23 protein-coding genes and 1 other annotated feature are annotated in these 23,842 nt (G+C 35.4%); of the genes, 21 read left to right on the forward strand and 2 right to left on the reverse strand.

Translation table 11 applies throughout. The annotated features are described in order from the left end of the window. Nucleotides 1-4 precede the first annotated feature (4 nt). From WAX74_RS06560 to WAX74_RS06635, 16 genes are all read left to right on the forward strand, one after another. Nucleotides 5-1,219, forward strand: a complete 1,215-nt coding sequence (locus WAX74_RS06560) for a carboxylate--amine ligase (protein ID WP_336496861.1) — start codon at nucleotides 5-7, stop codon at nucleotides 1,217-1,219. 309 nt (nucleotides 1,220-1,528) lie between these two features. Then, nucleotides 1,529-2,515 carry an FtsH protease activity modulator HflK gene (hflK, locus tag WAX74_RS06565; protein ID WP_336496862.1) on the forward strand — a complete coding sequence of 329 codons (987 nt, stop codon included), beginning with the start codon at nucleotides 1,529-1,531 and terminating at the stop codon, nucleotides 2,513-2,515. A 50-nt stretch (nucleotides 2,516-2,565) separates the two neighbouring features. Further along, nucleotides 2,566-3,504 (forward strand): protease modulator HflC, encoded by a 939-nt coding sequence (gene hflC, locus WAX74_RS06570; protein ID WP_336497074.1) that lies wholly within the window; start codon nucleotides 2,566-2,568, stop codon nucleotides 3,502-3,504. Nucleotides 3,505-3,671: 167 nt separating this feature from the next. Next, nucleotides 3,672-6,299, forward strand: a complete 2,628-nt coding sequence (gene polA / locus WAX74_RS06575) for a DNA polymerase I (protein WP_336496863.1) — start codon at nucleotides 3,672-3,674, stop codon at nucleotides 6,297-6,299. An 11-nt stretch (nucleotides 6,300-6,310) separates the two neighbouring features. Continuing rightward, complete coding sequence (gene mutM / locus WAX74_RS06580; protein WP_336496864.1) at nucleotides 6,311-7,183, forward strand: bifunctional DNA-formamidopyrimidine glycosylase/DNA-(apurinic or apyrimidinic site) lyase; 873 nt, start codon at nucleotides 6,311-6,313, stop codon at nucleotides 7,181-7,183. Nucleotides 7,184-7,195: 12 nt separating this feature from the next. After that, complete coding sequence (gene coaE / locus WAX74_RS06585; RefSeq protein WP_336496865.1) at nucleotides 7,196-7,789, forward strand: dephospho-CoA kinase; 594 nt, start codon at nucleotides 7,196-7,198, stop codon at nucleotides 7,787-7,789. A 117-nt stretch (nucleotides 7,790-7,906) separates the two neighbouring features. Next, nucleotides 7,907-8,911, forward strand: coding sequence for a glyceraldehyde-3-phosphate dehydrogenase (locus WAX74_RS06590; protein WP_336496866.1), 1,005 nt, complete (start codon nucleotides 7,907-7,909; stop codon nucleotides 8,909-8,911). Between the two features lie 200 nt (nucleotides 8,912-9,111). Then, on the forward strand, nucleotides 9,112-9,495 hold the full coding sequence (gene speD, locus WAX74_RS06595) for an adenosylmethionine decarboxylase (protein ID WP_336496867.1): 384 nt from the start codon (nucleotides 9,112-9,114) through the stop codon (nucleotides 9,493-9,495). A 117-nt stretch (nucleotides 9,496-9,612) separates the two neighbouring features. Beyond that, nucleotides 9,613-10,077 (forward strand): transcriptional regulator NrdR, encoded by a 465-nt coding sequence (nrdR, locus tag WAX74_RS06600; protein WP_336496868.1) that lies wholly within the window; start codon nucleotides 9,613-9,615, stop codon nucleotides 10,075-10,077. A gap of 28 nt (nucleotides 10,078-10,105) precedes the next feature. Then, entirely contained in the window at nucleotides 10,106-11,461 is a 1,356-nt protein-coding gene (locus WAX74_RS06605; protein ID WP_336497075.1) for a replication initiation and membrane attachment family protein, read from the forward strand. A gap of 10 nt (nucleotides 11,462-11,471) precedes the next feature. Continuing rightward, a complete protein-coding gene (gene dnaI / locus WAX74_RS06610) occupies nucleotides 11,472-12,413 on the forward strand; it encodes a primosomal protein DnaI (protein ID WP_336496869.1) in 942 nt (313 codons plus the stop codon). Nucleotides 12,414-12,463: 50 nt separating this feature from the next. After that, nucleotides 12,464-12,692, forward strand: a binding site (T-box leader). 112 nt (nucleotides 12,693-12,804) lie between these two features. Further along, nucleotides 12,805-14,736, forward strand: a complete 1,932-nt coding sequence (gene thrS, locus WAX74_RS06615) for a threonine--tRNA ligase (protein WP_336496870.1) — start codon at nucleotides 12,805-12,807, stop codon at nucleotides 14,734-14,736. 252 nt (nucleotides 14,737-14,988) lie between these two features. Continuing rightward, nucleotides 14,989-15,552 (forward strand): translation initiation factor IF-3, encoded by a 564-nt coding sequence (infC, locus tag WAX74_RS06620; protein WP_082355151.1) that lies wholly within the window; start codon nucleotides 14,989-14,991, stop codon nucleotides 15,550-15,552. Nucleotides 15,553-15,582: 30 nt separating this feature from the next. Continuing rightward, the gene (gene rpmI / locus WAX74_RS06625; protein ID WP_053588661.1) at nucleotides 15,583-15,783 is read left to right on the forward strand and encodes a 50S ribosomal protein L35; all 201 of its coding nucleotides are present in this window, start codon (nucleotides 15,583-15,585) and stop codon (nucleotides 15,781-15,783) included. A 46-nt stretch (nucleotides 15,784-15,829) separates the two neighbouring features. After that, complete coding sequence (gene rplT / locus WAX74_RS06630; RefSeq protein ID WP_336496871.1) at nucleotides 15,830-16,189, forward strand: 50S ribosomal protein L20; 360 nt, start codon at nucleotides 15,830-15,832, stop codon at nucleotides 16,187-16,189. Between the two features lie 58 nt (nucleotides 16,190-16,247). Continuing rightward, the gene (locus tag WAX74_RS06635) at nucleotides 16,248-16,532 is read left to right on the forward strand and encodes a DUF1294 domain-containing protein (protein ID WP_336496872.1); all 285 of its coding nucleotides are present in this window, start codon (nucleotides 16,248-16,250) and stop codon (nucleotides 16,530-16,532) included. Nucleotides 16,533-17,375: 843 nt separating this feature from the next. On the opposite strand, the gene WAX74_RS06640 is transcribed toward WAX74_RS06635, so the two are convergent. Further along, the gene (locus WAX74_RS06640) at nucleotides 17,376-17,759 is read right to left on the reverse strand and encodes a sigma-w pathway protein ysdB (RefSeq protein WP_336496873.1); all 384 of its coding nucleotides are present in this window, start codon (nucleotides 17,757-17,759) and stop codon (nucleotides 17,376-17,378) included. 93 nt (nucleotides 17,760-17,852) lie between these two features. Here WAX74_RS06640 and WAX74_RS06645 point away from each other — a divergent pair, with 93 nt between their 5' ends. The 5 genes from WAX74_RS06645 to argF all read left to right on the forward strand — a co-directional run bounded on the left by WAX74_RS06645 (nucleotide 17,853) and on the right by argF (nucleotide 22,580). Continuing rightward, the gene (locus tag WAX74_RS06645) at nucleotides 17,853-18,338 is read left to right on the forward strand and encodes a dUTP diphosphatase (RefSeq protein ID WP_336496874.1); all 486 of its coding nucleotides are present in this window, start codon (nucleotides 17,853-17,855) and stop codon (nucleotides 18,336-18,338) included. An 85-nt stretch (nucleotides 18,339-18,423) separates the two neighbouring features. Further along, the gene (locus tag WAX74_RS06650) at nucleotides 18,424-19,797 is read left to right on the forward strand and encodes a DUF2207 domain-containing protein (RefSeq protein ID WP_336497076.1); all 1,374 of its coding nucleotides are present in this window, start codon (nucleotides 18,424-18,426) and stop codon (nucleotides 19,795-19,797) included. A gap of 71 nt (nucleotides 19,798-19,868) precedes the next feature. Beyond that, nucleotides 19,869-20,312, forward strand: a complete 444-nt coding sequence (locus WAX74_RS06655) for a hypothetical protein (protein WP_336496875.1) — start codon at nucleotides 19,869-19,871, stop codon at nucleotides 20,310-20,312. Nucleotides 20,313-20,383: 71 nt separating this feature from the next. Continuing rightward, nucleotides 20,384-21,472: a M42 family metallopeptidase gene (locus WAX74_RS06660; RefSeq protein ID WP_336496876.1), complete on the forward strand. Its 1,089-nt coding sequence runs from the start codon at nucleotides 20,384-20,386 to the stop codon at nucleotides 21,470-21,472. Between the two features lie 142 nt (nucleotides 21,473-21,614). Continuing rightward, nucleotides 21,615-22,580, forward strand: a complete 966-nt coding sequence (argF, locus tag WAX74_RS06665; RefSeq protein ID WP_336496877.1) for an ornithine carbamoyltransferase — start codon at nucleotides 21,615-21,617, stop codon at nucleotides 22,578-22,580. A 280-nt stretch (nucleotides 22,581-22,860) separates the two neighbouring features. On the opposite strand, the gene WAX74_RS06670 is transcribed toward argF, so the two are convergent. After that, entirely contained in the window at nucleotides 22,861-23,841 is a 981-nt protein-coding gene (locus tag WAX74_RS06670) for a bile acid:sodium symporter family protein (RefSeq protein WP_336496878.1), read from the reverse strand. Nucleotide 23,842 lies beyond the last annotated feature (1 nt).

A 23,842-nucleotide genomic window follows, 5' to 3' on the forward strand; every position in this document is an offset into this window, starting at 1 on the left:
TTTTATGAACAATCAACCCTTTATTCCAATTATTATCGGTACAGACATAAACGCATATAACATGGCAATTTCATTCCATGAAGAATACAATATAAAGCCAATTTTAGTAGGTAAGGAAGAAATGTCATTTACTAAGTGGAGCAATATGATTGAACATACTGAAATTCACTATAATCTTTGGGACAAATCAGCTTTTGTGGAAGTTTTGACTCAAGTTGCAAAAAAGTATAATACACCAGGAAAACAGTTGTTACTCATTGGAACGAACGATTTCTATGTGCGCTTGATTATTGAAAATGCAGACGCATTGAAAGAGATGTATGTCTTTAACTACATGTCAGAAGAACTGATGAATAATCTTCTTGTTAAGTCCAATTTTTATAAGCTTTGTGAAGAGCATGGAATTGATACTCCAAAAACATATTATTATTCATGTGCAAAAAAGGAAGCGTTCACAGAAGAAGTATTATTTCCTTTAATTATCAAACCAAGTAATGGAGTTATGTATTACAAGAACAAATTTGAAGGTCAACAAAAGGTATATAGAGTTGAAAATAGAGATGAACTCAATACCGTTATTAATCAAGTTAATGCTAGTGGATATGAAGAGGATCTAATCATTCAGGATTACATTCCTGGGGATGATACGTATATGTGGGATTCCGTTTTTTATATGAGTTCGAAAGGGAAGGCTCAATTAAGTACCTTTGCACAGGTTGTACTTCAAGAACACACAGTTACTGCAATTGGTAACTATACAGCTCTTATTACAAGATATAATGAAGAAATGATGAAAAAACTGCAATACTTCTTAGAAGCAGTTGGTTATGTTGGATTTGCAAACTTTGACTTAAAATATGATGAACGTGATGGTAAGTTTAAAGTATTTGAAGTGAATATTAGACAAGGTCGTTCGAGCTACTATACTACAGCTCTTGGTCATAATATGGCTCGCTATTTTGTTGATGACGTCATCAATAACAAAGAAAAGCCTTTAACATTATTGAATGAACATTATTTATTTACCGTTGTGCCTAAAATAGTTTTGAGAAAATTTGTTGAAAACAAAGAGATTCAAAAAGAGGTAGAGCAGTTACTGAGAGAAGGTAAATGGGGAAATCCATTGTTTTATAAGAAGGATACTCATTTTACACGTAAGTTATTTTTACTTGCAAGGCAGTTTAATTATTATAAAAAGTATAAAAATAATAATTGGTAAACGAAAATTTACAGTATATTCACAATCTATTTACAATCGTCTGCTACATTTAAATAGACCCCTTTTCCAAATGATTGACCTAAAAAAAGCTAGCCTAGTGCTAGCTTTTTTTATTGTGTATGAAAGTATAAACTTAGTTACTCCATAAACATATTTTTTGATGAGAGGGAAGTACTAGCTTACTTCCCGCTCATTTTTTTGACTTGCTAACTTTCGTTTCGACCAAGGAGAACCACTTTGCGTTTTTATTTTTGAAACTTTCTACACTGTTGTTCCGTAAATGAGTTATACATAGAAAGGGGAAATGATATGAGTACAAAAAGATTAGTTTCTATTATTCTAGTTTTATTTATTGGAATCATTTTATTATCAGCTATATTTACATCTTGGTATACAGTAGATGAATCAGAACAAGCAATCGTTATAACATTTGGGGAGGCGAGTGATCCTATTACAGAATCAGGTCTTAAATTTAAGATGCCGTGGCCTATTCAAAAAGTTGAAAAATTATCAAAGGAAACATTTAGCCTTCAATTTGGTTATAAGCAAACACCTGATGGAGAGGTAACATCTTTTGATAAGGATACAAAAATGATTACTGGAGATGACAATATCGTATTAACCGATTTAGTCGTCCAGTGGAAAATTACCGATCCGAGATCTTATTTATTCAACTCTGAAAGTCCACAAGATCTTTTACATGATGCAACATCTGCCTCTATTCGTTCAGTAATTGGTAACTCTAAAATTGACGATGCTTTAACTTCAGGAAAAGCACAAATCGAAGCAGATACAATTGAATTGCTTAGCTCTTTAATAGAAAAATATGATATTGGTATTACTGTATTAACCGTAAAGTTACAAGATGTTGAGCTCCCAAATGCTGAAGTTCGCTCAGCATTTACAGCTGTTACTGATGCAGAAGAAACAAAAAACACAAAGGTAAACCAGGCAGAGAAATACGAAAATCAACAAATGAGTGAAGCAGTCGGGGAAAAGGATGCAATTATATCCAATGCAAATGGACATAAAACTGCCCGTATCGAGCAAGCGCGTGGAGATGTAGCATTATTCGATAAATTATACGCAGAATATCAAAACAATAAAGAGATTACAAAACAACGTATTGTAATGGAGACGCTTGAAGCTGTTCTTCCAAATGCAAAAATTTATATAATGAACGATGAAGGCGGTACGATGAAGTATTTACCACTTCAATCGTTAGAACCGACTAAGCAAACACCTCCGCCAACAACAGATACGGAAAACAAAACAGAGGAAGGGAGCGGGCAATAATGGCAGATAATAATAATCCATTCTCAAATTTAGAAGCTAAATTTAAGGCAATGGAAAATAAACCGAAGAAAGAAAAAGCGCCTAAACAAGAAAAGACGCCGATTGATTATAAAAAATATACGAAGCCTTTTATAGCTATTTTCGTATTGTTTGTCGTTTTAGTCATAGCTCTTGCCAATGTATATGTTGTAAAGGAAGGCGAATATAAAGTAATTCGTCAGTTTGGTGAAATAAAAGATGTTAAAGACACTCCTGGAATCAATATGAAAATACCATTTATACAAAGCGTAACAACTGTTCCTAAGTATCAAATGAACTATAAACTTTCGGAAGCAGAAATCAACACAAAAGATAAGCGTCGTATTATTATTGATAATTACGCGGTATGGCGAGTAGTAAATGCAAAAGAAATGATCACGAGTGCAGGTAGCTTAGTAAACGCAGGCTCTCGTATGGAAGAGTTTATTTACTCAGTAGTTCGGTCAGAGCTTGGTCAGTTAGAATATAGTGAAATCATCAATGATGAAAATTCATCTCGAGGAAGTTTAAATGACCGAATAACAACAAATGTAAATGAACTACTTAAAAAAGATAGTTATGGTATTGAAGTTGTCGATGTTCGTATTAAACGTACAGATTTGCCAGAAGAAAATGAGCAGTCCGTGTATAATGAAATGATTTCGGAAAGACAAAGTATTGCACAAAAGTACTTATCTACCGGTGATGCTGATAAACGCCGTATTGAAGCTGAAACAGATCGTGAAGTAAGAGCAATGTTAGCAACTGCTAAAAAAGAAGCTGCAATTATTCAAGCTGAAGGTGAAGCAGAAGCGGCAAAAATATACAACCAATCATTTTCTAAAGATCCTGAGTTCTACTCTCTTTATAGAACACTAGAATCATACAAAAAAACTATTGGAGAAGACACGATGATCATTATTCCATCCGATTCGCCATATGCGCAAATTCTTTCAGGCTACTTAGAGTAGTATAAATCGTCATTCCCCTACTTGCATGGTAAGATATAGGGAATGGCGGTTTATTTATTATGTTCAGTTTCACACGTCAAGAATCATTTTCATGAATGCTTCATTGATGGTTTTGATAGAAGACGTAAAATCAACTGTGGCATATAAAATTAGAAGGAGTGAACTTTATGACATCCGAAAAAATTCTTTTATTAGATGGAAATAGTCTCGCATACCGAGCTTTCTTTGCGTTACCATTATTGTCTAATGAACATGGTATTCATACAAATGCAGTTTATGGTTTTACATTAATGCTACAAAAAATAATGGAAGAAGAAAATCCTACACATATGCTCGTTGCTTTTGATGCTGGGAAAACAACATTCAGACATTCAACTTTTGGAGAATATAAAGGTGGTAGACAAAAGACTCCACCAGAACTTTCTGAGCAATTCCCATATGTTCGTAAGCTAATTGATGCATACGGAATTAAAAGATACGAGCTTGAAATGTACGAAGCAGATGATATTATTGGTACTCTTTGCAAACAAGCGGACGAAAAGGGACAACAAGTAATTGTTGTATCCGGAGATAAAGACTTAACGCAACTTGCAACGGAAAATACGACTGTGTATATCACTCGAAAAGGTATAACTGATATTGAAAAATATACACCAGAGCATGTAGAAGAAAAGTATGGTTTAACTCCTCTTCAAATCATCGATATGAAAGGTCTTATGGGTGATGCTTCGGATAATATACCTGGAGTACCTGGTGTAGGTGAAAAGACCGCGATTAAATTATTGAAAGAGCATGGTTCTGTAGAAAATCTATATCAAGCATTAGGTTCGGTAAGTGGTGCGAAGTTGAAAGAAAAACTAATGGCAAACGAAGAACAAGCAAAAATGAGTAAAGTACTTGCAACGATTGAAACGAATGCTCCAATCGAAGTTAATGTAGATGACTTGACATACAATGGTCCGAATATGGATGAAGTTACTTCAATTTGGAAGGAGCTATCATTTAAAACACTTCTAGAAAAGTCTGAACATGTTACAGAGGAACAAACGACTTCGGAAGTGACTTTTGAAATTTTAGATGAAGTGAAAAAGTCTATTTTAAAAGATAAAATGGCTATTCATCTCGAGATGTTTAATGAACAATACCATACAAGTGAGTTATTAGGTATAGCTCTTTACGATGGGGAACAGTCGTATTTTATTTCTGGATCTTTAGCTTTCGAATCCGCTGATTTTTGTGAATGGCTGGGAGATGAGTCGAGAAGAAAATATTTAGTAGATTCCAAAGCAGCTCAAGCGGTAAGTCGTAAACATAATGTGAGTTTGCTTGGGGCTGATTTTGATTTACTTCTGGCCGCTTATATTGTTAATCCTTCCATTTCTTCATATGATGTGTCAACAATGGCAAAAGAGTTCGGTAATTATGATGTGCTAACAGATGAAAATGTATATGGTAAAGGAGCAAAAAAAGCTACTCCTAACTTGGACAAACTTGCAGAACATGCTATTAGAAAGGCTCAAGCTGTTTGGAAGCTAAAACCTACTTTAGAAAAGAAGCTAGAAGAAAATGAGCAGTATGCTCTGTATAAAGATATTGAATTGCCGCTTGCTTCGATATTAGGAACAATGGAATCGGATGGTGTAAAGGTTGATGTTGATGTTTTAAAAGAAATGGGAGTCGATTTGAATCAAAAACTTCGTGCTATCGAAAAAGATATTTATACTTTAGCTGGACAGGAGTTTAATATTAATTCTCCAAAACAATTGGGCGTTATTTTATTCGAAAAAATTGGATTGACACCTTTAAAGAAAACAAAAACAGGATATTCGACGGCAGCAGATGTACTTGAAAAACTGGAAAGTGAACACGAAATTATTTCGCATATCCTAACTTACAGAACTTTAGGCAAGCTTCAGTCAACATATATCGAAGGCTTAACAAAGGAAATACATGGGAAAGATCAAAAGATTCATACAAGATACCAACAAGCTTTAACTACCACAGGCCGTTTAAGCTCGATAAATCCAAATCTACAAAATATTCCTATACGTTTAGAGGAAGGAAGAAAAATCAGAAAAGCATTTGTTCCTTCTCACCCAGATTGGGTTATGTTTGCAGCTGATTATTCGCAAATCGAACTCCGAGTACTTGCTCATATGTGTGAAGATGAAAAATTAGTAGATGCATTTAATCATGATATGGATATCCATACAAAAACTGCGATGGATGTATTCCATGTAGGGAAAGAAGAAGTGACGTCAGATATGCGACGTGCTGCTAAAGCGGTTAACTTTGGAATTGTATATGGAATTAGCGATTACGGTTTATCACAAAGCTTAAATATTACTCGAAAAGAAGCTGCTACTTTTATAGACCAATATCTAAACAGCTTTCCAGGTGTAAAAGATTATATGGACGATATTGTGCGCGAAGCAAAGCATAATGGATATGTGACGACTATTCTAAAAAGAAGAAGATATTTACCTGAAATCACAAGTTCTAATTTCAACCTTCGTAGTTTCGCAGAAAGAACAGCTATGAATACCCCAATTCAAGGAAGTGCAGCTGATATTATTAAAAAAGCGATGATCGATATGGCAAAACGACTAAAAGATGAAAATCTCCAAACGAAAATGTTATTGCAAGTACACGATGAACTGATTTTTGAAGCACCGAAAGAAGAAATTGCTATTCTTGAAAAAATTGTGCCAGAAGTAATGGAGGGAGCAATCAAGTTAATTGTTCCATTGAAAGTGGAATATGCTTATGGCCCATCTTGGTACGATACGAAGTAAGGAGTTTTGATATGCCAGAATTACCAGAAGTAGAAGGACTTGTACGTTCACTTAAGCCGATTGTTACTGGTAAAACGATTGAATCGGTAGAAGTTTCTAAAACTATTATTGATTCTAAAGCAAATGGAAAAGAAGCTATCTTGAAAGGGTTAGATGTGGAATCCTTTCGAGAGGCTTTACCTCATATGAAGATAGAACGAATTGATAGACGTTCTAAATATATTTATTTTCATTTACTAAAAAATGGGATTCCCTATTTACTTGTTTCACACCTTGGTATGTCTGGTGCTTGGTTTTATGTGAGAGGCTTACATGAAATTTTGGAGGATAAATTTAAGCGGCATATACATGTCATCCTGCATTTTAGTGAGGGTGACATGCTTGTATATGCAGATATTCGTCGCTTTGGAGAACTTCGTTTTTTAAATAGTGTCGAAGATTATCCGCCATTATTATTAATGGCACCTGAGCCATTTGATCAAAATGCTTTAGATCATTATTTAGAAATGAGTGCTTTGCCAAAGTATGAAAATAAGCCGATTAAAGAATTTATCATGGATGGTCATGTTGTTTCGGGTTGCGGGAATATTTACGCGACGGAAGCATTATTTCGTATGCGAATTCATCCTGGTCGTAAAGTAAAAAGAATTAGTAAAGAGCGTAAGATACAATTATTTAATGAAATTGTCAACGTTCTTTTAGATAGTATTGAAAATGGAGGAAGCAGCATTTCCGACTACCGCAAAATAAATGGGGAGTCAGGCAATATGCAGAATCGCTTACAAATGTATGGGAAAAAGACTTGTCCAAATTGTAATGCAAAAACAATGCAGAAAACGATTGGTGGAAGAACATCTACTTATTGTGGAAGATGTCAGAAGTAAAGGAGGAAGCAAATGATTATTGGGTTAACTGGTAGTATAGCTAGTGGTAAAAGTACCGTTTCCAACATGTTAAAAGAATTAGGTTATCCTATAGTTGATGCTGACCTAGTAGCTAGAGTCGTAGTAGAAAAAGGAACTAAGACACTTGAAACGATAAGAGAAGCATTTGGAGAAGAAGTTATATCAGAAGATGGAACGCTGAATCGAGAAGAATTAGGAAATATTATTTTTTCATCACCTCAAAAAAGAAAGCAATTAAATGATATTATGCATCCCGCTATCCGCGAAGAAATGCTTCGGCAAAAACATTTTTTACTTGAAAAAGGCTATGACACAATTGTAATGGATATCCCATTATTATTTGAAAGTAAGCTTCAGTCCTATGTAGATAAGATTTTAGTTGTAACGGTTACAGAAGAAACGCAGTTGAATAGACTAATGGCTCGTAATAATTATTCTTTAGAAGAAGCCACTGCAAGAATACAATCACAGTTACCTCTTTCGATTAAAGAACAGGGTGCAGATGCTGTCATCTATAATAATGGAACTCTAGAATATACGAAGGAACAACTGCAGAAAATATTGTCACTCTGGAAAAAAGAGTAGTCGGAAAATAAAAAAAATTACGGTTTTAATTTGAAGGGCTACACAATTGTGAAAATGTGTTATACTATTTAATGGTTATAAAATAAAAAGTATCACATAGTCACAGGAGGATTTTTTATGATAGCTTCAATCGCAATAAACGGATTTGGACGTATTGGTAGAATGGTGTTTCGCCAAGCAATTGTACAAGAGGACATTAATGTTGTCGCAATTAATGCAAGATACCCATTAGAAACTTTAGCGCATTTAATAAAATATGATTCTACTCATGGAACTTTTGATGGAGAAATAAGTATTGAAAATGATGCACTAATTGTTAATGGTAAGCGAGTTCAAATCGTTAATGATCGCGATCCAGCTAATTTGCCTTGGGGAAATTTAAATGTAGATATCGTGATTGAATCAACTGGAAAATTTAATGACGGTCATAAAGCATCAGCTCACCTAGAGGCTGGAGCAAAAAAAGTAATCATTACAGCTCCTGCTAAAAATGAAGATGTGACGATTGTTATGGGAGTAAATGATGACAAATTAGATTTAGCTAAACATAATATTATTTCGAATGCTAGTTGTACAACAAACTGTTTGGCACCAGTTGCAAAGGTGTTAAATGACACATTTGGAATTGAAAATGGTCTTATGACTACTGTGCATTCTTATACAAATGATCAAAACAACTTAGACAATCCACATAAAGATTTACGTCGTGCACGCGCATGTGCTCAATCAATTATTCCTACTTCAACCGGAGCAGCAAAAGCACTTACAATCGTTTTACCTGAATTAGAAGGCAAAATGCATGGAATGGCTTTGCGTGTACCAACGCCAAATGTATCTTTAGTAGATTTAGTAGTAGATTTACAGAAAGATGTGACAGCGGATGAAGTAAATGCTGCGTTTGTAAAAGCATCTGAAGGATCGATGAAGGGTATTTTAGGTTTAACAATGGAGCCTTTAGTATCCATCGATTTTAATACGACAACAAACTCCACAACGATTGATGGTTTAACAACAATGGTAATAGGAGAGCGTAAAGTAAAAGTACTTGCTTGGTATGATAACGAGTGGGGCTATTCTGCGCGTGTTGTTGATTTAACAAAAAAAGTAGCTTCTTCTCTTTAATCTTCCTTCCTCTTTCAAGGTTTCTTTGAAAGGGGATTTTTTTTCTTGCTAATTTAATTAAAACATCATATAATGAGAATCGTGTACTTCACGTGCACAGACTACTTAAAGGGTTAGGACCTCTTTGGACTAACTTTCCCCCGTGGTAGTCAACTTTGAAAATTTTAAAAAATAAATTTTATCAAAGGGGGAAACGGACATTGGAAACAATGGGACGTCACATTATTGCAGAACTATGGGAGTGCGATTTCGACAAACTTAACGATATGCCATTTATTGAGCAAACTTTTGTTGATGCAGCACTTAAGTCTGGTGCTGAAATCAGAGAAGTAGCATTTCACAAATTTGCGCCACAAGGTGTAAGTGGAGTCGTTATTATTTCCGAATCGCATTTAACAATTCACAGCTTTCCAGAGCACGGTTATGCGAGCATTGATGTGTATACATGTGGTGATTTAGATCCATCGATTGCAGCTAACTATATTGCAGATGCTCTTAATGCTGGAATACGCGAAACGATTGAAATGCCCCGTGGAATGGGTCCAGTAAATGTACCTAATCCACGTTTGACAGTTCAAGCATAATAGACTTTAGGCTGAATGAGTTAGCAGAGGAAGAGATTCCTCTGCTTTTTCGATTTTAGAGAAGAATATTGTTATAATAGATACATAAATTAATCGTAACTAATTAGGAGAGATCATATGAGATGTCCAGCTTGTCAGTTTAATGGCACGAAAGTTGTCGATTCTCGTCCTGTAGATGACAATAAAGCCATTAGACGAAGAAGAGAATGTGAAGACTGTGGATTCCGTTTTACTACATTTGAAAAAGTAGAAGAAACTCCACTAATTGTAGTGAAAAAAGATGGTTCACGAGAAGAATTTAGTCGTGAGAAAGTCTTGCGCGGATTAATACGTGCTTGTGAAAAAAGACCAGTGGCTCTAGATCAGCTAGAAGAAATTGTGTTTTCGATTGAAAAAGAATTAAGAAGAACAGGAAATTCTGAAGTGAAATCAGAAGAAGTTGGAGAAAAAGTAATGGACAAACTTTCAGAAGTTGACGAAGTTGCTTATGTTCGATTTGCTTCGGTTTATCGTCAGTTTAAAGATTTAAATGTTTTTATAGATGAACTTAAAGAAATTCTAAAGAAAAATCCGTCATTATAGTATACAAGAAAGAGTAGGTGCAATTGTGATGTTATATAAAGAGCTACAGCCAGCAGACATGTATATGATTCGCTTGCCATATTCTTTCTCTGATTATGATCGTCAATTATTAACATTGTTTTATCAACCATTAATTGGTGCGGAAGGAATAAGCCTGTATCTTACTTTATGGGCTGATGGGGAGCTTAAAAGTGAGGAACAATGGCAGCACTATCAACTTATGAACGTATTAGGGGTATCAGTCGGGAAAATATTTCAGGCAAGAATTGCTTTAGAAGCTATTGGATTACTTCGCACATGGCAAAAGACCGAAAATGAAACACGAATCTTTTATTATGAACTTGCTGCACCATTAGATGCAGAATCATTCCTAAAGGATCCTTTATTGTCCATGTTTCTATTAAACAAAATAGGGGAAAAAGCTTATAAGCGATTAAGAAGTCGTTTTATTCAATCACCTAATTGGAATGAGGGGTTTAAAGACGTTTCACGTACATTTATGGATGTATTTAAACCGTCTACCAAATCGGGTCAAGCTGTACCCTATAATGATGCTTATGAATCGAAGAGTAGGAATTCTTCTCTGCCGTTTTACTTTGAAGAATTTGATTTTGCTTTACTACAAGATGGTCTGTCAGAGCAACTTGTCCCTAAATCAGCCTTAACAATTGAAGCGAAAGAAGTAATCGCCAAGTTAGCTTTTCTGTATAATCTCAGTCCAATTGAAATGCAAAAAGTGGTAATTCTAGCATTAGATGATGATTTGCATTTATCAGATGCTAGATTAAAAAAAGCGTGTGCTGATTACTATAAACTAACTGTATCAAAAAAGGCGCCTATCATTCAAAATATTACTAAGACTAAAAAAAGTGTAAATGAAAATAAAAAGCCTTTAACAAAAGAGGAAGAACTTATTCATTATTTAGAAAGTACTGCACCAGTTACTGTGTTAAAAGATATTGCAAATGGGAAAGAACCTATTCTTGCTGATGTTCAATTAGCAAACCATTTAGTATCTCATTACAATATGCCGATAGGGGTAGTAAATGTATTGTTGCAATATGTTTTACTGAGAACAGATATGAAATTAACTAAGAATTACGCAGAGAAAATAGCATCTCATTGGATGCGAAAAGATGTTAAAACAGCAAAAGAAGCAATGGAATTAGCTAGAAATGAACATCAACAATATTTAAAATGGAAAAATGAAGGATCCAAGCAAAAGTCCTATACGAAAAAACCGACAAGAGAAGAAAAGGTGCCAGATTGGTTTTACAAAAAAGACGGTGAAACAAAGCAATCTGGAGATACAACGAACAATATTCAAAACATTGATGAAGAGCGAAAAAAACTATTAGCTGAATTAGGAGTAATTAAAAGGTAGGTGACATTTTATGGAACGAATTAATGAGACATTAAAAAGGGTCATTACACCAGAATTTTCTTCGAGACTTGATGAAATGAAACAAGAAGTGCTTGAGGACCCAGGTGTACAACTATTTCTAGAAGAAAACGCAGCTCAAATTTCAAAGAAAATTGTGGACCGAAGTCTAAGTAAGTTATATGAATATAAATCGCAATCACATGATTGTGGATCATGCCAATCCCTTGAAATGTGTACGAATTATATGAAAGGCTATGAACCGAGGCTAGTATTAGATCGTAATCTGATTGATTTAGAATATGTAAGATGTAAGCGTGGCGTTATTGAGGATGAACGTAAAAAAGTCACATCCATGATTGATAGCATCCATATGCCGAAAGAGGTAATGGAATCTAATTTGGCAGGTGTTGATCTGGAGGATGGTAGTAGAGTAGTTGCAGTTCGGGCGGCGAAAGACTTTTTAAACGAATGGGAACGAACTAGTGTTTTACCGAAAAAGGGACTATATATACACGGTCAATTCGGTGTAGGTAAATCTTATTTACTTGGAGCCCTTGCAAATGAATTGGCAGCTAGACATATCCATTCGGTAGTTGTTTACGTTCCAGAGTTTTTCCGTGAAATGAAACAAGCGATTCAAGATCATTCACTTGCTGAAAAAATTGAATTCGTAAAACGTGCTCCCGTTTTAATGCTTGATGATATTGGAGCAGAGACAATGAGCAGTTGGACAAGAGATGAAATATTAGGAACAATCTTGCATTACCGTATGTCCGAGCAGCTTCCGACTTTTATGACATCTAATTTTAATTATGACGAATTGGAACATCATTTATCCTTCACACAGCGAGGAGAAAAAGAGGTAGTTAAAGCTGGACGAATTATGGAAAGAATCCGAGCACTTACGATTCCTATTCCTTTACAAGGAAAGAATTGGCGAGAAGAAAAATAGTTACTTGCAAATGATTTTTGAGTGGCGTATAATCTTTCTCATAAGAATAAAAAAATGCGTAGAAGAGGACAACAATCAGTTTGTACGACTTTTTAGAGAGAGAAGCCAAGGCTGCAAGCTTCTTAAGTATCGGCAATCGATTTACCACCTCTGAGCAGTAGTTGTGAATCTACATAGCAATTACCGGTGACCGGCCCGTTAGCCGATGCAGAGCTTCGTCTATTTCAATTTTAAATAGACAGAAGAAGGGTGGAACCACGATAGTACCTCGTCCCTTTTTAGGGACGGGGTTTTTTGTTGTCTTATTATCTATATTCAACTCTTCTATTTGCTACTGTAAGTTTTAAGGTAATGATCCAAAGCTTTTCTTAAATAAAAAGGAGTGTTCAAAATGGCAGATGTAATTAAATTAAAATTTCCTGATGGAGCAGTAAAGGAATTTCCAGTTTCTACAACAACAGAAGAAATCGCTCAATCTATTAGTCCAGGCTTACGTAAAAAAGCACTTGCAGGAAAGTTAAGTGGAAAGTTAGTTGATTTAAAAACTCCTATTACGGAAGATGGAGAAATCGCTATTATTACTCCAGAATCAGATGAAGCGCTTGAAATCTTACGCCATAGTACAGCTCATTTACTTGCACAGGCAGTGAAACGTTTGTTCAAAGATGTGAAACTTGGAATTGGTCCAGTTATCGAAAATGGATTCTATTATGATATTGATTCACCAGAACCAATAACTGCAGAAGATTTGGTGTTAATCGAAAAAGAAATGAAAAAAATCATCAATGAAAATATAGAAATCGTTCGACATGATGTATCCCGTCAAGATGCATACGACAAATTCAAAGAAATTGATGATGAATATAAATTAGAACTTTTAGAAGCGATTCCTGAAAATGAACAAGTATCGATTTATGAGCAAGGTGATTTTTTTGATCTTTGCCGTGGAGTACATGTGCCCTCTACTGGGAAATTAAAAGAATTTAAATTATTAAGCATTGCGGGCGCTTACTGGCGCGGAAATAGCGACAATAAAATGCTTCAACGTATTTATGGTACAGCATTTTTCAAAAAAGAAGAGCTTGCTCATCATCTACAAATGCTAGAAGAAGCAAAAGAGCGTGACCATCGTAAAATTGGGAAAGAATTAGATTTGTTTATGACTTCCCAAAAAGTTGGACAAGGTTTACCACTCTGGTTGCCAAATGGTGCTACTATTCGTCGTGTGATTGAGCGCTATATTGTAGATAAAGAGCTTAAACTAGGGTATAAACATGTGTATACTCCAGTATTGGGTTCCAAAGATCTTTATGAAACATCTGGACATTGGGAGCACTATCAAGATTCTATGTTCCCACCAATGGAAATGGATAATGAGACATTAGTGTTGCGTCCAATGAATTGTCCGCACCATATGATGATATTTAAAAATGGTATGCATTCTTATAGAAATCTTCCATTACGAATTGCTGAGCTTGGGACTATGCACCGTTATGAAATGTCTGGCGCTGTATCAGGTTTACAACGTGTAAGAGGGATGACTTTGAATGATGCTCACTTATTTGTTCGTCCTGACCAAATCAAGGCAGAATTTCAAAAGGTAGTAGAGTTAATCATCTCTGTCTATAAAGATTTCGATTTAACAGATTATTCATTCCGTCTTTCTTATCGTGATCCAGAAGATAAAGAAAAATATTTCGATGATGATGCAATGTGGGAAAGAGCGCAAAGCATGTTAAAAGAGGCAATGGATGAGCTAGGCTTAGATTACTTCGAAGCAGAAGGCGAAGCTGCATTCTACGGACCTAAACTCGATGTGCAAGTAAAAACGGCTATTGGTAAAGAAGAAACACTATCAACTGTACAACTTGACTTTTTATTACCAGAACGCTTTGACTTAACATACGTTGGGGAAGATGGTAAGCCGCATCGTCCAGTCGTTATTCACCGTGGTGTAGTTTCTACAATGGAGCGTTTCGTAGCATTTTTAATTGAAGAATATAAAGGTGCATTCCCAACTTGGTTGGCACCAGTACAAGTCGAAATCATTCCAGTATCCAATGAAGTACACTACGATTACGCAAGACAAGTCGAGGAGAAATTAGTAGCTGCTGGTTTCCGTGTGGAAATGGATGATCGAGAAGAAAAATTAGGCTATAAAATTCGTGAAGCACAAATGCAAAAAATTCCGTACATGCTCGTTCTTGGAGATAAAGAATTGGAAGCAGGCAATGTAAATGTACGTAAATATGGAGAGCAACAATCAGAAAGTATTCCATTTGATGAATTCCTAGCTCGAATTCAACAAGAAGTTTCTCACTAATATTTAATGTTGACATGTCTAATACAACATGATATAGTTAATAAGGTTATTGAATACAAGTTTGTGGTATAAGAAGAGGCTGCCCGCTTCTCACCTGTTCGACACGGCAAGTTGTTGACTGGTAAGCACACGATCGACTGTAATATGTAGGTTTCTACATGTTCTCATATCGGCGGGCAGACATACATCATATGTCTGCCCGTTTTTTTATTGGATCGAAAACGGCGTAAGTAATTCGTTTCTACGGAATTTATGCCCAAACCATGTATTCGCGACACTATCTGGAGGTGGATTGTTATTAGCAAAGACATGTATGTGAACGATGGCATTCGAGCTCGCGAACTACGAGTAATTGATCAGAACGGTGATCAATTAGGTTTAAAAACACGTAACGAAGCACTTGAAATTGCAGGTCGTGTAAATTTGGATCTTGTCCTTGTGGCTCCTCAAGCCAAGCCGCCGGTCGCTCGTATCATGGACTATGGTAAGTTCAAATTTGAGCAGCAAAAGAAAGATCGTGAAGTTCGTAAAAATCAAAAGATTATCGTGATGAAAGAGGTTCGTTTGAGCCCAACAATCGATGAACATGATTTCCAAACGAAGTTGAAAAATGCGATCAAGTTCCTTGAAAAAGGAGATAAAGTGAAAGCATCTATTCGTTTTAAAGGTCGTGCCATTACTCATAAAGAGATTGGTCAACGAGTATTAGATCGTTTTGCGGAAGCTTGTACGGAAGTATCCACAATCGAGTCAAAACCGAAAATGGATGGCCGTAGCATGTTCTTAGTGCTTGCACCTAAGAACGAAAAACAGTAATAGAGTACAATTGTTTAGGAGGAATTCGACATGCCGAAAATGAAAACTCACCGTGGAGCTGCGAAACGTTTCAAAAAAACGGGTACAGGTAAATTAAAACATGACCGTGCTTTTGGAAGCCACTTATTCGCTAACAAATCTACTAAAGCTAAACGTAAATTACGTAAAACTAAAGTAGCTTCTTCAGGCGATTACAAACGTATCAAAACTTTACTTACTTACATGAAATAATACGAGAAATTCAATCATTCGAAAGAATAGCAGGAGGTAATGAACTATGCCACGCGTAAAAGGCGGAACAGTGACGCGCAAGCGTCGTAAAAGAGTATTAAAATTAGCTAAAGGTTATTACGGTTCAAAACATACATTATATAAAGTAGCAAACCAACAGGTTATGAAATCATTAATGTATGCTTACCGTGACCGTCGTAACAAAAAACGTGATTTCCGTAAACTATGGATTACACGTATCAATGCGGCAGCACGTATGAACGGACTTTCTTATAGCCGTTTAATGCACGGATTAAAATTAGCTGAAATCGAAGTAAACCGTAAAATGTTAGCTGACTTAGCTGTAACAGATGCAGCAGCATTTACACAACTTGCAGATGTAGCAAAAAAAGCAATCAATAAATAATTATGGAAAAAAAGGCTGATAGAGATTCTATCAGCCTTTTTTGTACAAGGAGCTCACTATGAATGAAATCATCCTTTTGTTTATAATCATTATGTCTTTGATCGCTTTCTTTATAATGGGATATGACAAGTCTCAAGCAAAAAAACATAAACAAAGAGTTTCAGAGAATACGTTGTGGACGCTTGCTATCTTTGGTGGGGGAATTGGAGCTTACATTGGAATGCAATTCTTTCGACACAAAACAAAGCATACCAATTTTCGAGTCGGATTTTTAATGCTATTTATTTTATATGTTTTCTTGATTTTTTGGTTATTGCAAAAAGACAGTCCTATATTAACTTAGGATTGTTCAGACAGTAGACAAACTCGAAAAAAACGAGTGGTCTACTGTCTTTTTAGTTGAAATTATTTTCCAAAGCTTACAGCGGGCGAGCGCCAAGCCGCTTGGGCCAAGAGGATGTTTGTAAAGAAGGTGTCGAGGCATACAGGACGTGGTTTATGCAATCATTGCCTAGAAAGCGGCGAACTTAGAATGCCTTCTTTTTTTTGATGAGGCGTCCTTACGCTTCCTTCCTATCAAAAGCTAAGACGCTGAAAAATTCTTCGATGTATATCTTAGCAAGTTTGTGAAAGATACTTCGTAAACATACTCGATTTTTTATTTGAACCCGTTGATTTCCGTATCAGGCGGTCGCGTTCCGCGGGGTGAGCGATGAATCATCACCGCCCCTTCGGGTACGTTGTGATGTTTCATCTGTCTCACTGATCCCGCTGGAGTCGCCGCCTTCCACTACAATCAACTATTGAATGCTTATTAATTAAGCGTTTCTTCTATCTAAAGAAACATCGTTTTACTGTATTATAGGAATATTTAATAAATGCCTTCATAAATTTATTTTTTTACTTTCCCCTGTGATTTGCTTAAAATAAAAATGGTCGTTGCAAATATAAATATGCCAGTACATAACCACAAAGTAATACCATTCCAACTACCTTCCAAAAGAGTAATATTTGTTAAAATTGTTATATGCATTAAACAAATACTAATATAGAGAACTAAGTTATATCTCACTCTGATTCACTCCAGTTTGTTTTACAAAATTCTACAATAGATTTAGAAGTTCAGTGAAAAGAAGCAAAGAAAATAATATATCCCAAGTTGATACTAAGCGAGCCATTTCTTCAATTATTCTTCTTTCATTAGTTGCTCGATTGGGCTTTTCCAGTTTATTTTAGCTGAAGGATAACTCATCTTGATTTCGTTTTGTAAAAAATGAAAATCCTCTTTAGTGAACCCTTGTAGCTTGGAAGAATCTTTTGTCCAAACAAAAATAGAAACGACTTCAAACGCTTGATTAGTAGTACCTAAATATTTTTCACCTTCAAAAAATGCACCTTTATAAGTAATGAAAAAGTTTTTGCGCACATTTTTTATATCATCGTAAAAATAATATTGTTCCTTCTCAAAAGCCTCATCCAGCTTTCTTTTTGGGTCAAAGAGGTACCGAAGAATTTTATAAAAAACATATATAATAAAAGCAATTATAAGAAATCGAAGTAAATGGACCATTTAAAATGTCCTCCTTGTAAAATACATAGTAACTGCTATACGATAGAAGAGGTAGTTTGGTTTCAAAATAATATAAAATTTTTGGAGGAAAAGATGAATTTAGATAAACTTTTTACAATGCAGCAGGCATTAGACCAATATATTCAAGCAAATAAACAGGTGAAGGAAGATGTTTTTACGAAAAAAGGGTTGGCTTTACTGGTAGAGCTTGCAGAACTAGCAAATGAAACTAGATGCTTTAAATTTTGGAGCGAGAAAGGTCCATCTGCACAAAGCGTAATACTAGAAGAATATGTGGACTCTATCCATTTCCTACTTTCACTCGGGATTGAAAAAGGATTTAATGATTTAAAAAGTTGGCCAATCGAAAAAATAGATGCCGATTTAACAGAGCTTTTTTTGTTAACAAATGGTGCAGTGTTATCGTTTTTGAAAAATCCTACAAGAATGGATTACGAAAAAATGTGGGTTCTGTACGGAGCTATGGCAGAAGAACTTGGATTTAGCAATGAAGAGGTATTACAAGCATACATACAAAAGAATGAAACAAATTATGAACGGCAGAAAAATGGTTATTAAGTAATTTAATGAAACTAAATTAAAGGCAAACCGTAAAAATTACTAGAATTATAAGTATTTTTTGGAGGTGTTGCCATTGAAAAAGATGATTGCCACATTTGTATTATTAATTCTGTCGTTTTCCATCAGTACCATTGCAGAGGCAAAATCTTATTCGATCGATTCAGTTCAAATTAGATCATGGATTCAGCCGAATGGAGATCTCTTAGTAAATGAAGTATTTACTTATAATTTTGAAGGGGAATTTAATAATCTCAGCAGATCCTTCCCTAAAATACACGATAAGAATGTAGTAAACTTCTATGCTTATGAATTATCTCAATTAAGACCAGAGCCTGGTTTCATTGAAGAGTCTACAATTAAACAATTGAATGTATTAAAAGAGAATGGAGTTTTTCGAACAGAAATAAAAAAGGAGAATCAACAAGTTTCGTTTTTATATGTTTATACATTAAAAAATAGTATAAAAGCATACGATTCTTATAGTGAAGCGAAAGTGACTTATTTTGAAGATGTGGAAGCACATGATCAGAATATTAATAATGTAACAATTGAATTTATTCTTCCCAGCACAACAGATCCATCTAATTTTGACGGCGTGCTTTTTGATAGGAATGCAAAGAAAAATGAAAAGTCACCTTATGGAATTCGATTTAAAACATCCGTTTCGGAAGCATACACTGAAACGAAAACAAGCTTTTTCTTCCCATCTTACATGATGACTAATATGGAAAAAACGATTGCTCCCATTCCTTTACAGCAAGCATTAGCAAATGAAAAGCGAATACAGAAAGAAATGGAAAATCGTATTTCTTATTTAGATACATTGATTGCGATTATCCCAAAAGCTTCGCTAGGTATACTTATTGTCGTCATTATTCTTTTATTATTACCACAAAGGCACTTTTGGAGAAAAGGTGAAATAGAGGATGTAATGAATACAGATATTTTATATTTATACTTTGTTGATCGAGCCGGTAAGCCACATGCTAAAGCATTTTTGGCAGGGTTATTTTCGATGGTAGAAAAAGGGGCTGCTACAGTTAGGCAGACAAAAGCAGCACTGCGTTTTAAAGAGGATTCGCATGCTCCAAAAGAAACACTTGATTTTCGATTAACTAAAGGAACATTAGCGACCTCTGATTTTGAGAAGCTTATGATTAATTGGCTTTTTACAACTAGGAGTGGCTCCAGTAAATGGGCATTTCATTTACACGATGCTGCGGGTGCTGCTAAAAATAACAAGACATCTAGTTATTTTCATGGGAGAGTGAAAGACTTTAAGTATAAGCAAAAGAAATGGCATCGTTTAGTGGAAAGTGATTTAGAGGAAGCAGGAGCATTTAATAGTAAGCTACCCTTAATCATATTAAGCTTGGCAACGATTATTTTCTCTACAATGATAGCTTTTTCTTATTATGCAGATTTACGTAGTGGCTGGGGAATTGGATTTGTATAACATTCCTATTTTTACTTATAATTTGGTTAAAAAAACGTTCGAATTTATTTTTTAGTTTGTATGTTATTATTATGTTTTTTGCTACATCTTCCCTTATTAATGATGAATTAGTTGATCTATTAGTGTATTTGTTATTCATAGTCACTATTTTTTATATAGTACTTCCAAAAAATATATTATCCATGAATGCTGTTCGTGCTAGGGATGCTATACGCTCATTCAGAAATAGCATTAAATCAGGTATACCAGATAATTTAAGTGATATGGAACAAGAAAAATGGGTTGTCAGAGCTTACCTACTTGGTAGAAAAAATGAAAAGAAGGCTACTTTGCAGGAGATATCAGCTCCTCTCGCTGCTTTGCTTTTAACTTCAACGGATCCACTTGATTATGTTACTCAGTCATGGAAATGGACTAAAGGTGCTTCATCAGATGGTTCTTCCTGGGGAGGATCTTCTAGTGGAGGAAGTGGTGGAGGGAGTGATGGTGGTGGAGGCGGTGCAGGAGCAGACTAACTAGTTAAATTTTGAAAATGCATACATTTTAGAATATAATATATTAGATATATATTTAGGAGGTCGAAATAATGGCACAGCTGGATGAAACGTTAACTATGTTAAAGGAATTGACAGATGCTAAAGCTATCCCGGGAAATGAGCGAGAAGCACGTGAGGTAATGGAGAAATATATTGCTCCTCATGCTGACAAAATTGAATATGACAATCTAGGAAGTCTAATTGCCGAAAAGGTCGGCGATGCAAACGGACCAAAAATTATAGTTGCAGGTCATTTAGATGAAGTCGGTTTCATGATTTCTAAAATAGATGATAAAGGATTTTTGAGTTTTCAAACAGTAGGTGGCTGGTGGTCACAAGTCATGCTAGCACAGCGTGTCACAATTGTTACTCGAAAAGGAGACACAATTACGGGTGTTATCGGGTCAAAGCCTCCGCATATATTAACTCCTGATGCTCGTAAAAAAGCGGTTGATGTAAAAGATATGTTTATTGATATAGGTGCATCTTCCAAAGAAGAAGCAATGGAATGGGGAGTATTACCAGGGGATATGGTCGTTCCACATTTTGAGTTTACAGTAATGAATAATGAAAAGTTACTTCTGGCAAAAGCTTGGGATAATCGCATTGGTTGTGCCATTGCAATTGATGTACTAAAAGGATTAAAAAATGAAAAACATCCGAATATTGTATATGGAGTTGGAAACGTTCAAGAGGAAATTGGTTTGCGTGGAGCGAAAACTTCTACAGTAAAAGTTAAGCCAGATATCGGTTTTGCAGTGGATGTAGGTATTGCAGGTGACACACCGGGCATTTCTGCAAAAGAGTCAACAAGCAAAATGGGAGCAGGGCCTCAAATTATATTATTCGACGCTTCAATGGTTTCACATAAAGGTCTACGTGACCTAGTAATTGATACGGCAGAAGAAAATAATATACCATATCAATTTGAGATGATTCCAGGTGGCGGTACAGATGCTGGGTCTATGCATATTTCTTTAAATGGAGTTCCTTCTTTATCTATCGGAATTGCCACTCGTTATATTCATTCGCATGCAGGAATATTACATCGAGATGATTATGAATATACAGTAAAACTACTAATAGAAGTAATTAAAAAGTTAGATCGAAACACTGTAAACAAAATAACATTTGATTAATGAAAAAAGTCTAGAAGGCAGAAAATAGCCTTTCTAGACTTTTTTATTATTATAAAATTTGTATTAAAATTCATTTGACTTTATATTTATTCACATTTATAATAAGGGTTACATAAATATACGTTAAAAGGAGTTTTTATAAATGAAATTATTAGAATGGGTTAATCTAAAAATGGTTGATAGTTTAAAAGGCAAAGACCTTCTAACACTTTTGGATTACTCAAAAGAGGAAGTGAGAGAATTAATACAGCTAGCAGTTGAATTGAAAGCATTGACTAAGGCTGGTAAGTGTCCCCCCTTATTAGAGGGGAAAACATTAGGTATGATTTTTGAAAAACATTCGACACGTACTAGAATCTCTTTTGAGGTTGGGATGAAACAATTAGGCGGAAATGGCATGTTTATGAATGCTCGTGATCTTCAGATCGGTCGAGGTGAATCAGTATATGACACAGGCAATGTTTTATCTGGGTATTTAGATGGCATTATGATCCGTGCTAATTCACATCAAATGGTGGAAGAACTTGCAAAGCATGCAAGTATACCTGTTATAAATGGTTTAACTGATATCTATCACCCTTGCCAGGCTCTTGCAGATATATTAACGATTCATGAGGTAAAAGAGGATATGGAAGGTTTGAAGCTTGCTTATATAGGTGATGGAAATAATGTAGCTCACTCCTTAGTAATAGCGGCAGCATATATGGGAATGCATATTGCAGTGGCTACTCCTGTTGGTTATGAAGCGAATGCTGAAATAATTCAAAAAGCATCAGCAATAGCACTGGAAAATGGAGGGTCACTTTTTGTGTCAAATGATCCATTAGAGGCTGTTGTGAATGCAGATGTAGTTTATACAGACGTTTGGACTTCTATGGGTCAGGAAGAGGAAGCAGCAAAAAGACTTGAAGACTTTAAAGGTTTTCAAATTAATGATGAATTAGTAGCAAATGCAAAACCAGACTATATGTTTTTACATTGCCTACCTGCCCATCGTGAAGAAGAAGTTGCTACATCTGTAATAGATGGACCAAACTCATATATTTTTCAACAAGCTGAAAACCGTTTGCATGCTCAAAAAGCAGTACTTGCTTCTGTGATGGCATAGCAACCAATTAATAAAGTATAACATGTTGTCAAGCCAGGGTTTGTCTAGCAATGTGAAAAGATTGTTTTGAAACATCATATAGTGATGTTGTCTGTCAAGATGGACGGCTTCATCACTACATAGGAAGAGTGATTCGGGAGATGCTGAATCACTCTTTATTATTTGCTTAGGACACTCATTTTACCTTTTCCTGAAAAAAAGTTTATTATGTACCATACTGCATATAAAAAGACTGACCCATCGTCGTGTTATCGGCAAATGAGTCAGTCTTTTTTGTGAATTACACTTCAGACACTGTAGTTTTAGTTGTAGTAGAGCTTACTTTTTCACTTCCCTCTACTGGACGCTTAGACCAATATGTCGCGAGGATAGGACCAGAAATATTGTGCCAAACTGCACCTAGTGCACTCGGTAATGCTGCTAGAGGACCTAGATGAGCGGTAGCTAAGGCAACACCTAATCCTGAATTTTGCATACCAACTTCAATAGAGATTGCTCGACAATCCAGTTTGGAAAGTCCAATCATTTTCCCTGTATAATAACCTAAAAGGAGACCGGCCCCGTTGTGAAGAAATACTCCTAGGAATACTAAAAATCCAGCTGAAGCAATATTGTCTACATTTCCTGCTACTACCGCAGAAACGATTGTAATGATTGCTAAAACAGAGATGAGGGGAACGACATTTAAACTTTTTTCTACAAAAGTAGGTAATAATTTTTTAACGATTAATCCAAGAGCTATTGGAAGAATAATTACCTGTACGATTGATTTAAACATCGATAGTGCATCAACTGGCATCCATTGACCTGCTAATAAAAGCAGTAATAGCGGCGTAAGTAAAGGTGCAAGTAACGTCGAGAAAGATGTCATTGTAATGGATAAAGGTACGTTTCCTTTTGCTAAATAAACCATAACATTAGAAGCTGTTCCTCCGGGTACAGAGCCAAGCAGGACAAGTCCAGCTGCAAGTTCTCCAGGAAGCTGTAATATATAAGCAATAGCCAATGCTGTTAAAGGCATAATAATAAACTGAGCTGCAACGCCGATTAAAACAGGTTTCGGATGAGTAGCTATTAACTTAAAGTCAACTGCTTTCAACGTAAGACCCATCCCAAACATAACAATTCCTAGTAATATCGTAATATACTTTCCGAACGGTAAAAAAGTATCCGGAATTAAGAAGGCGATAACTGCTACTATTATTACTAAAAAAGCAAAATATTTTCCTGCAAAGTTACTGATAGATTCTAAAACTTTCAAT

The sequence above is a fragment of the Psychrobacillus mangrovi genome, from assembly GCF_037104765.1.
Lineage (GTDB): Bacteria > Bacillota > Bacilli > Bacillales_A > Planococcaceae > Psychrobacillus > Psychrobacillus mangrovi.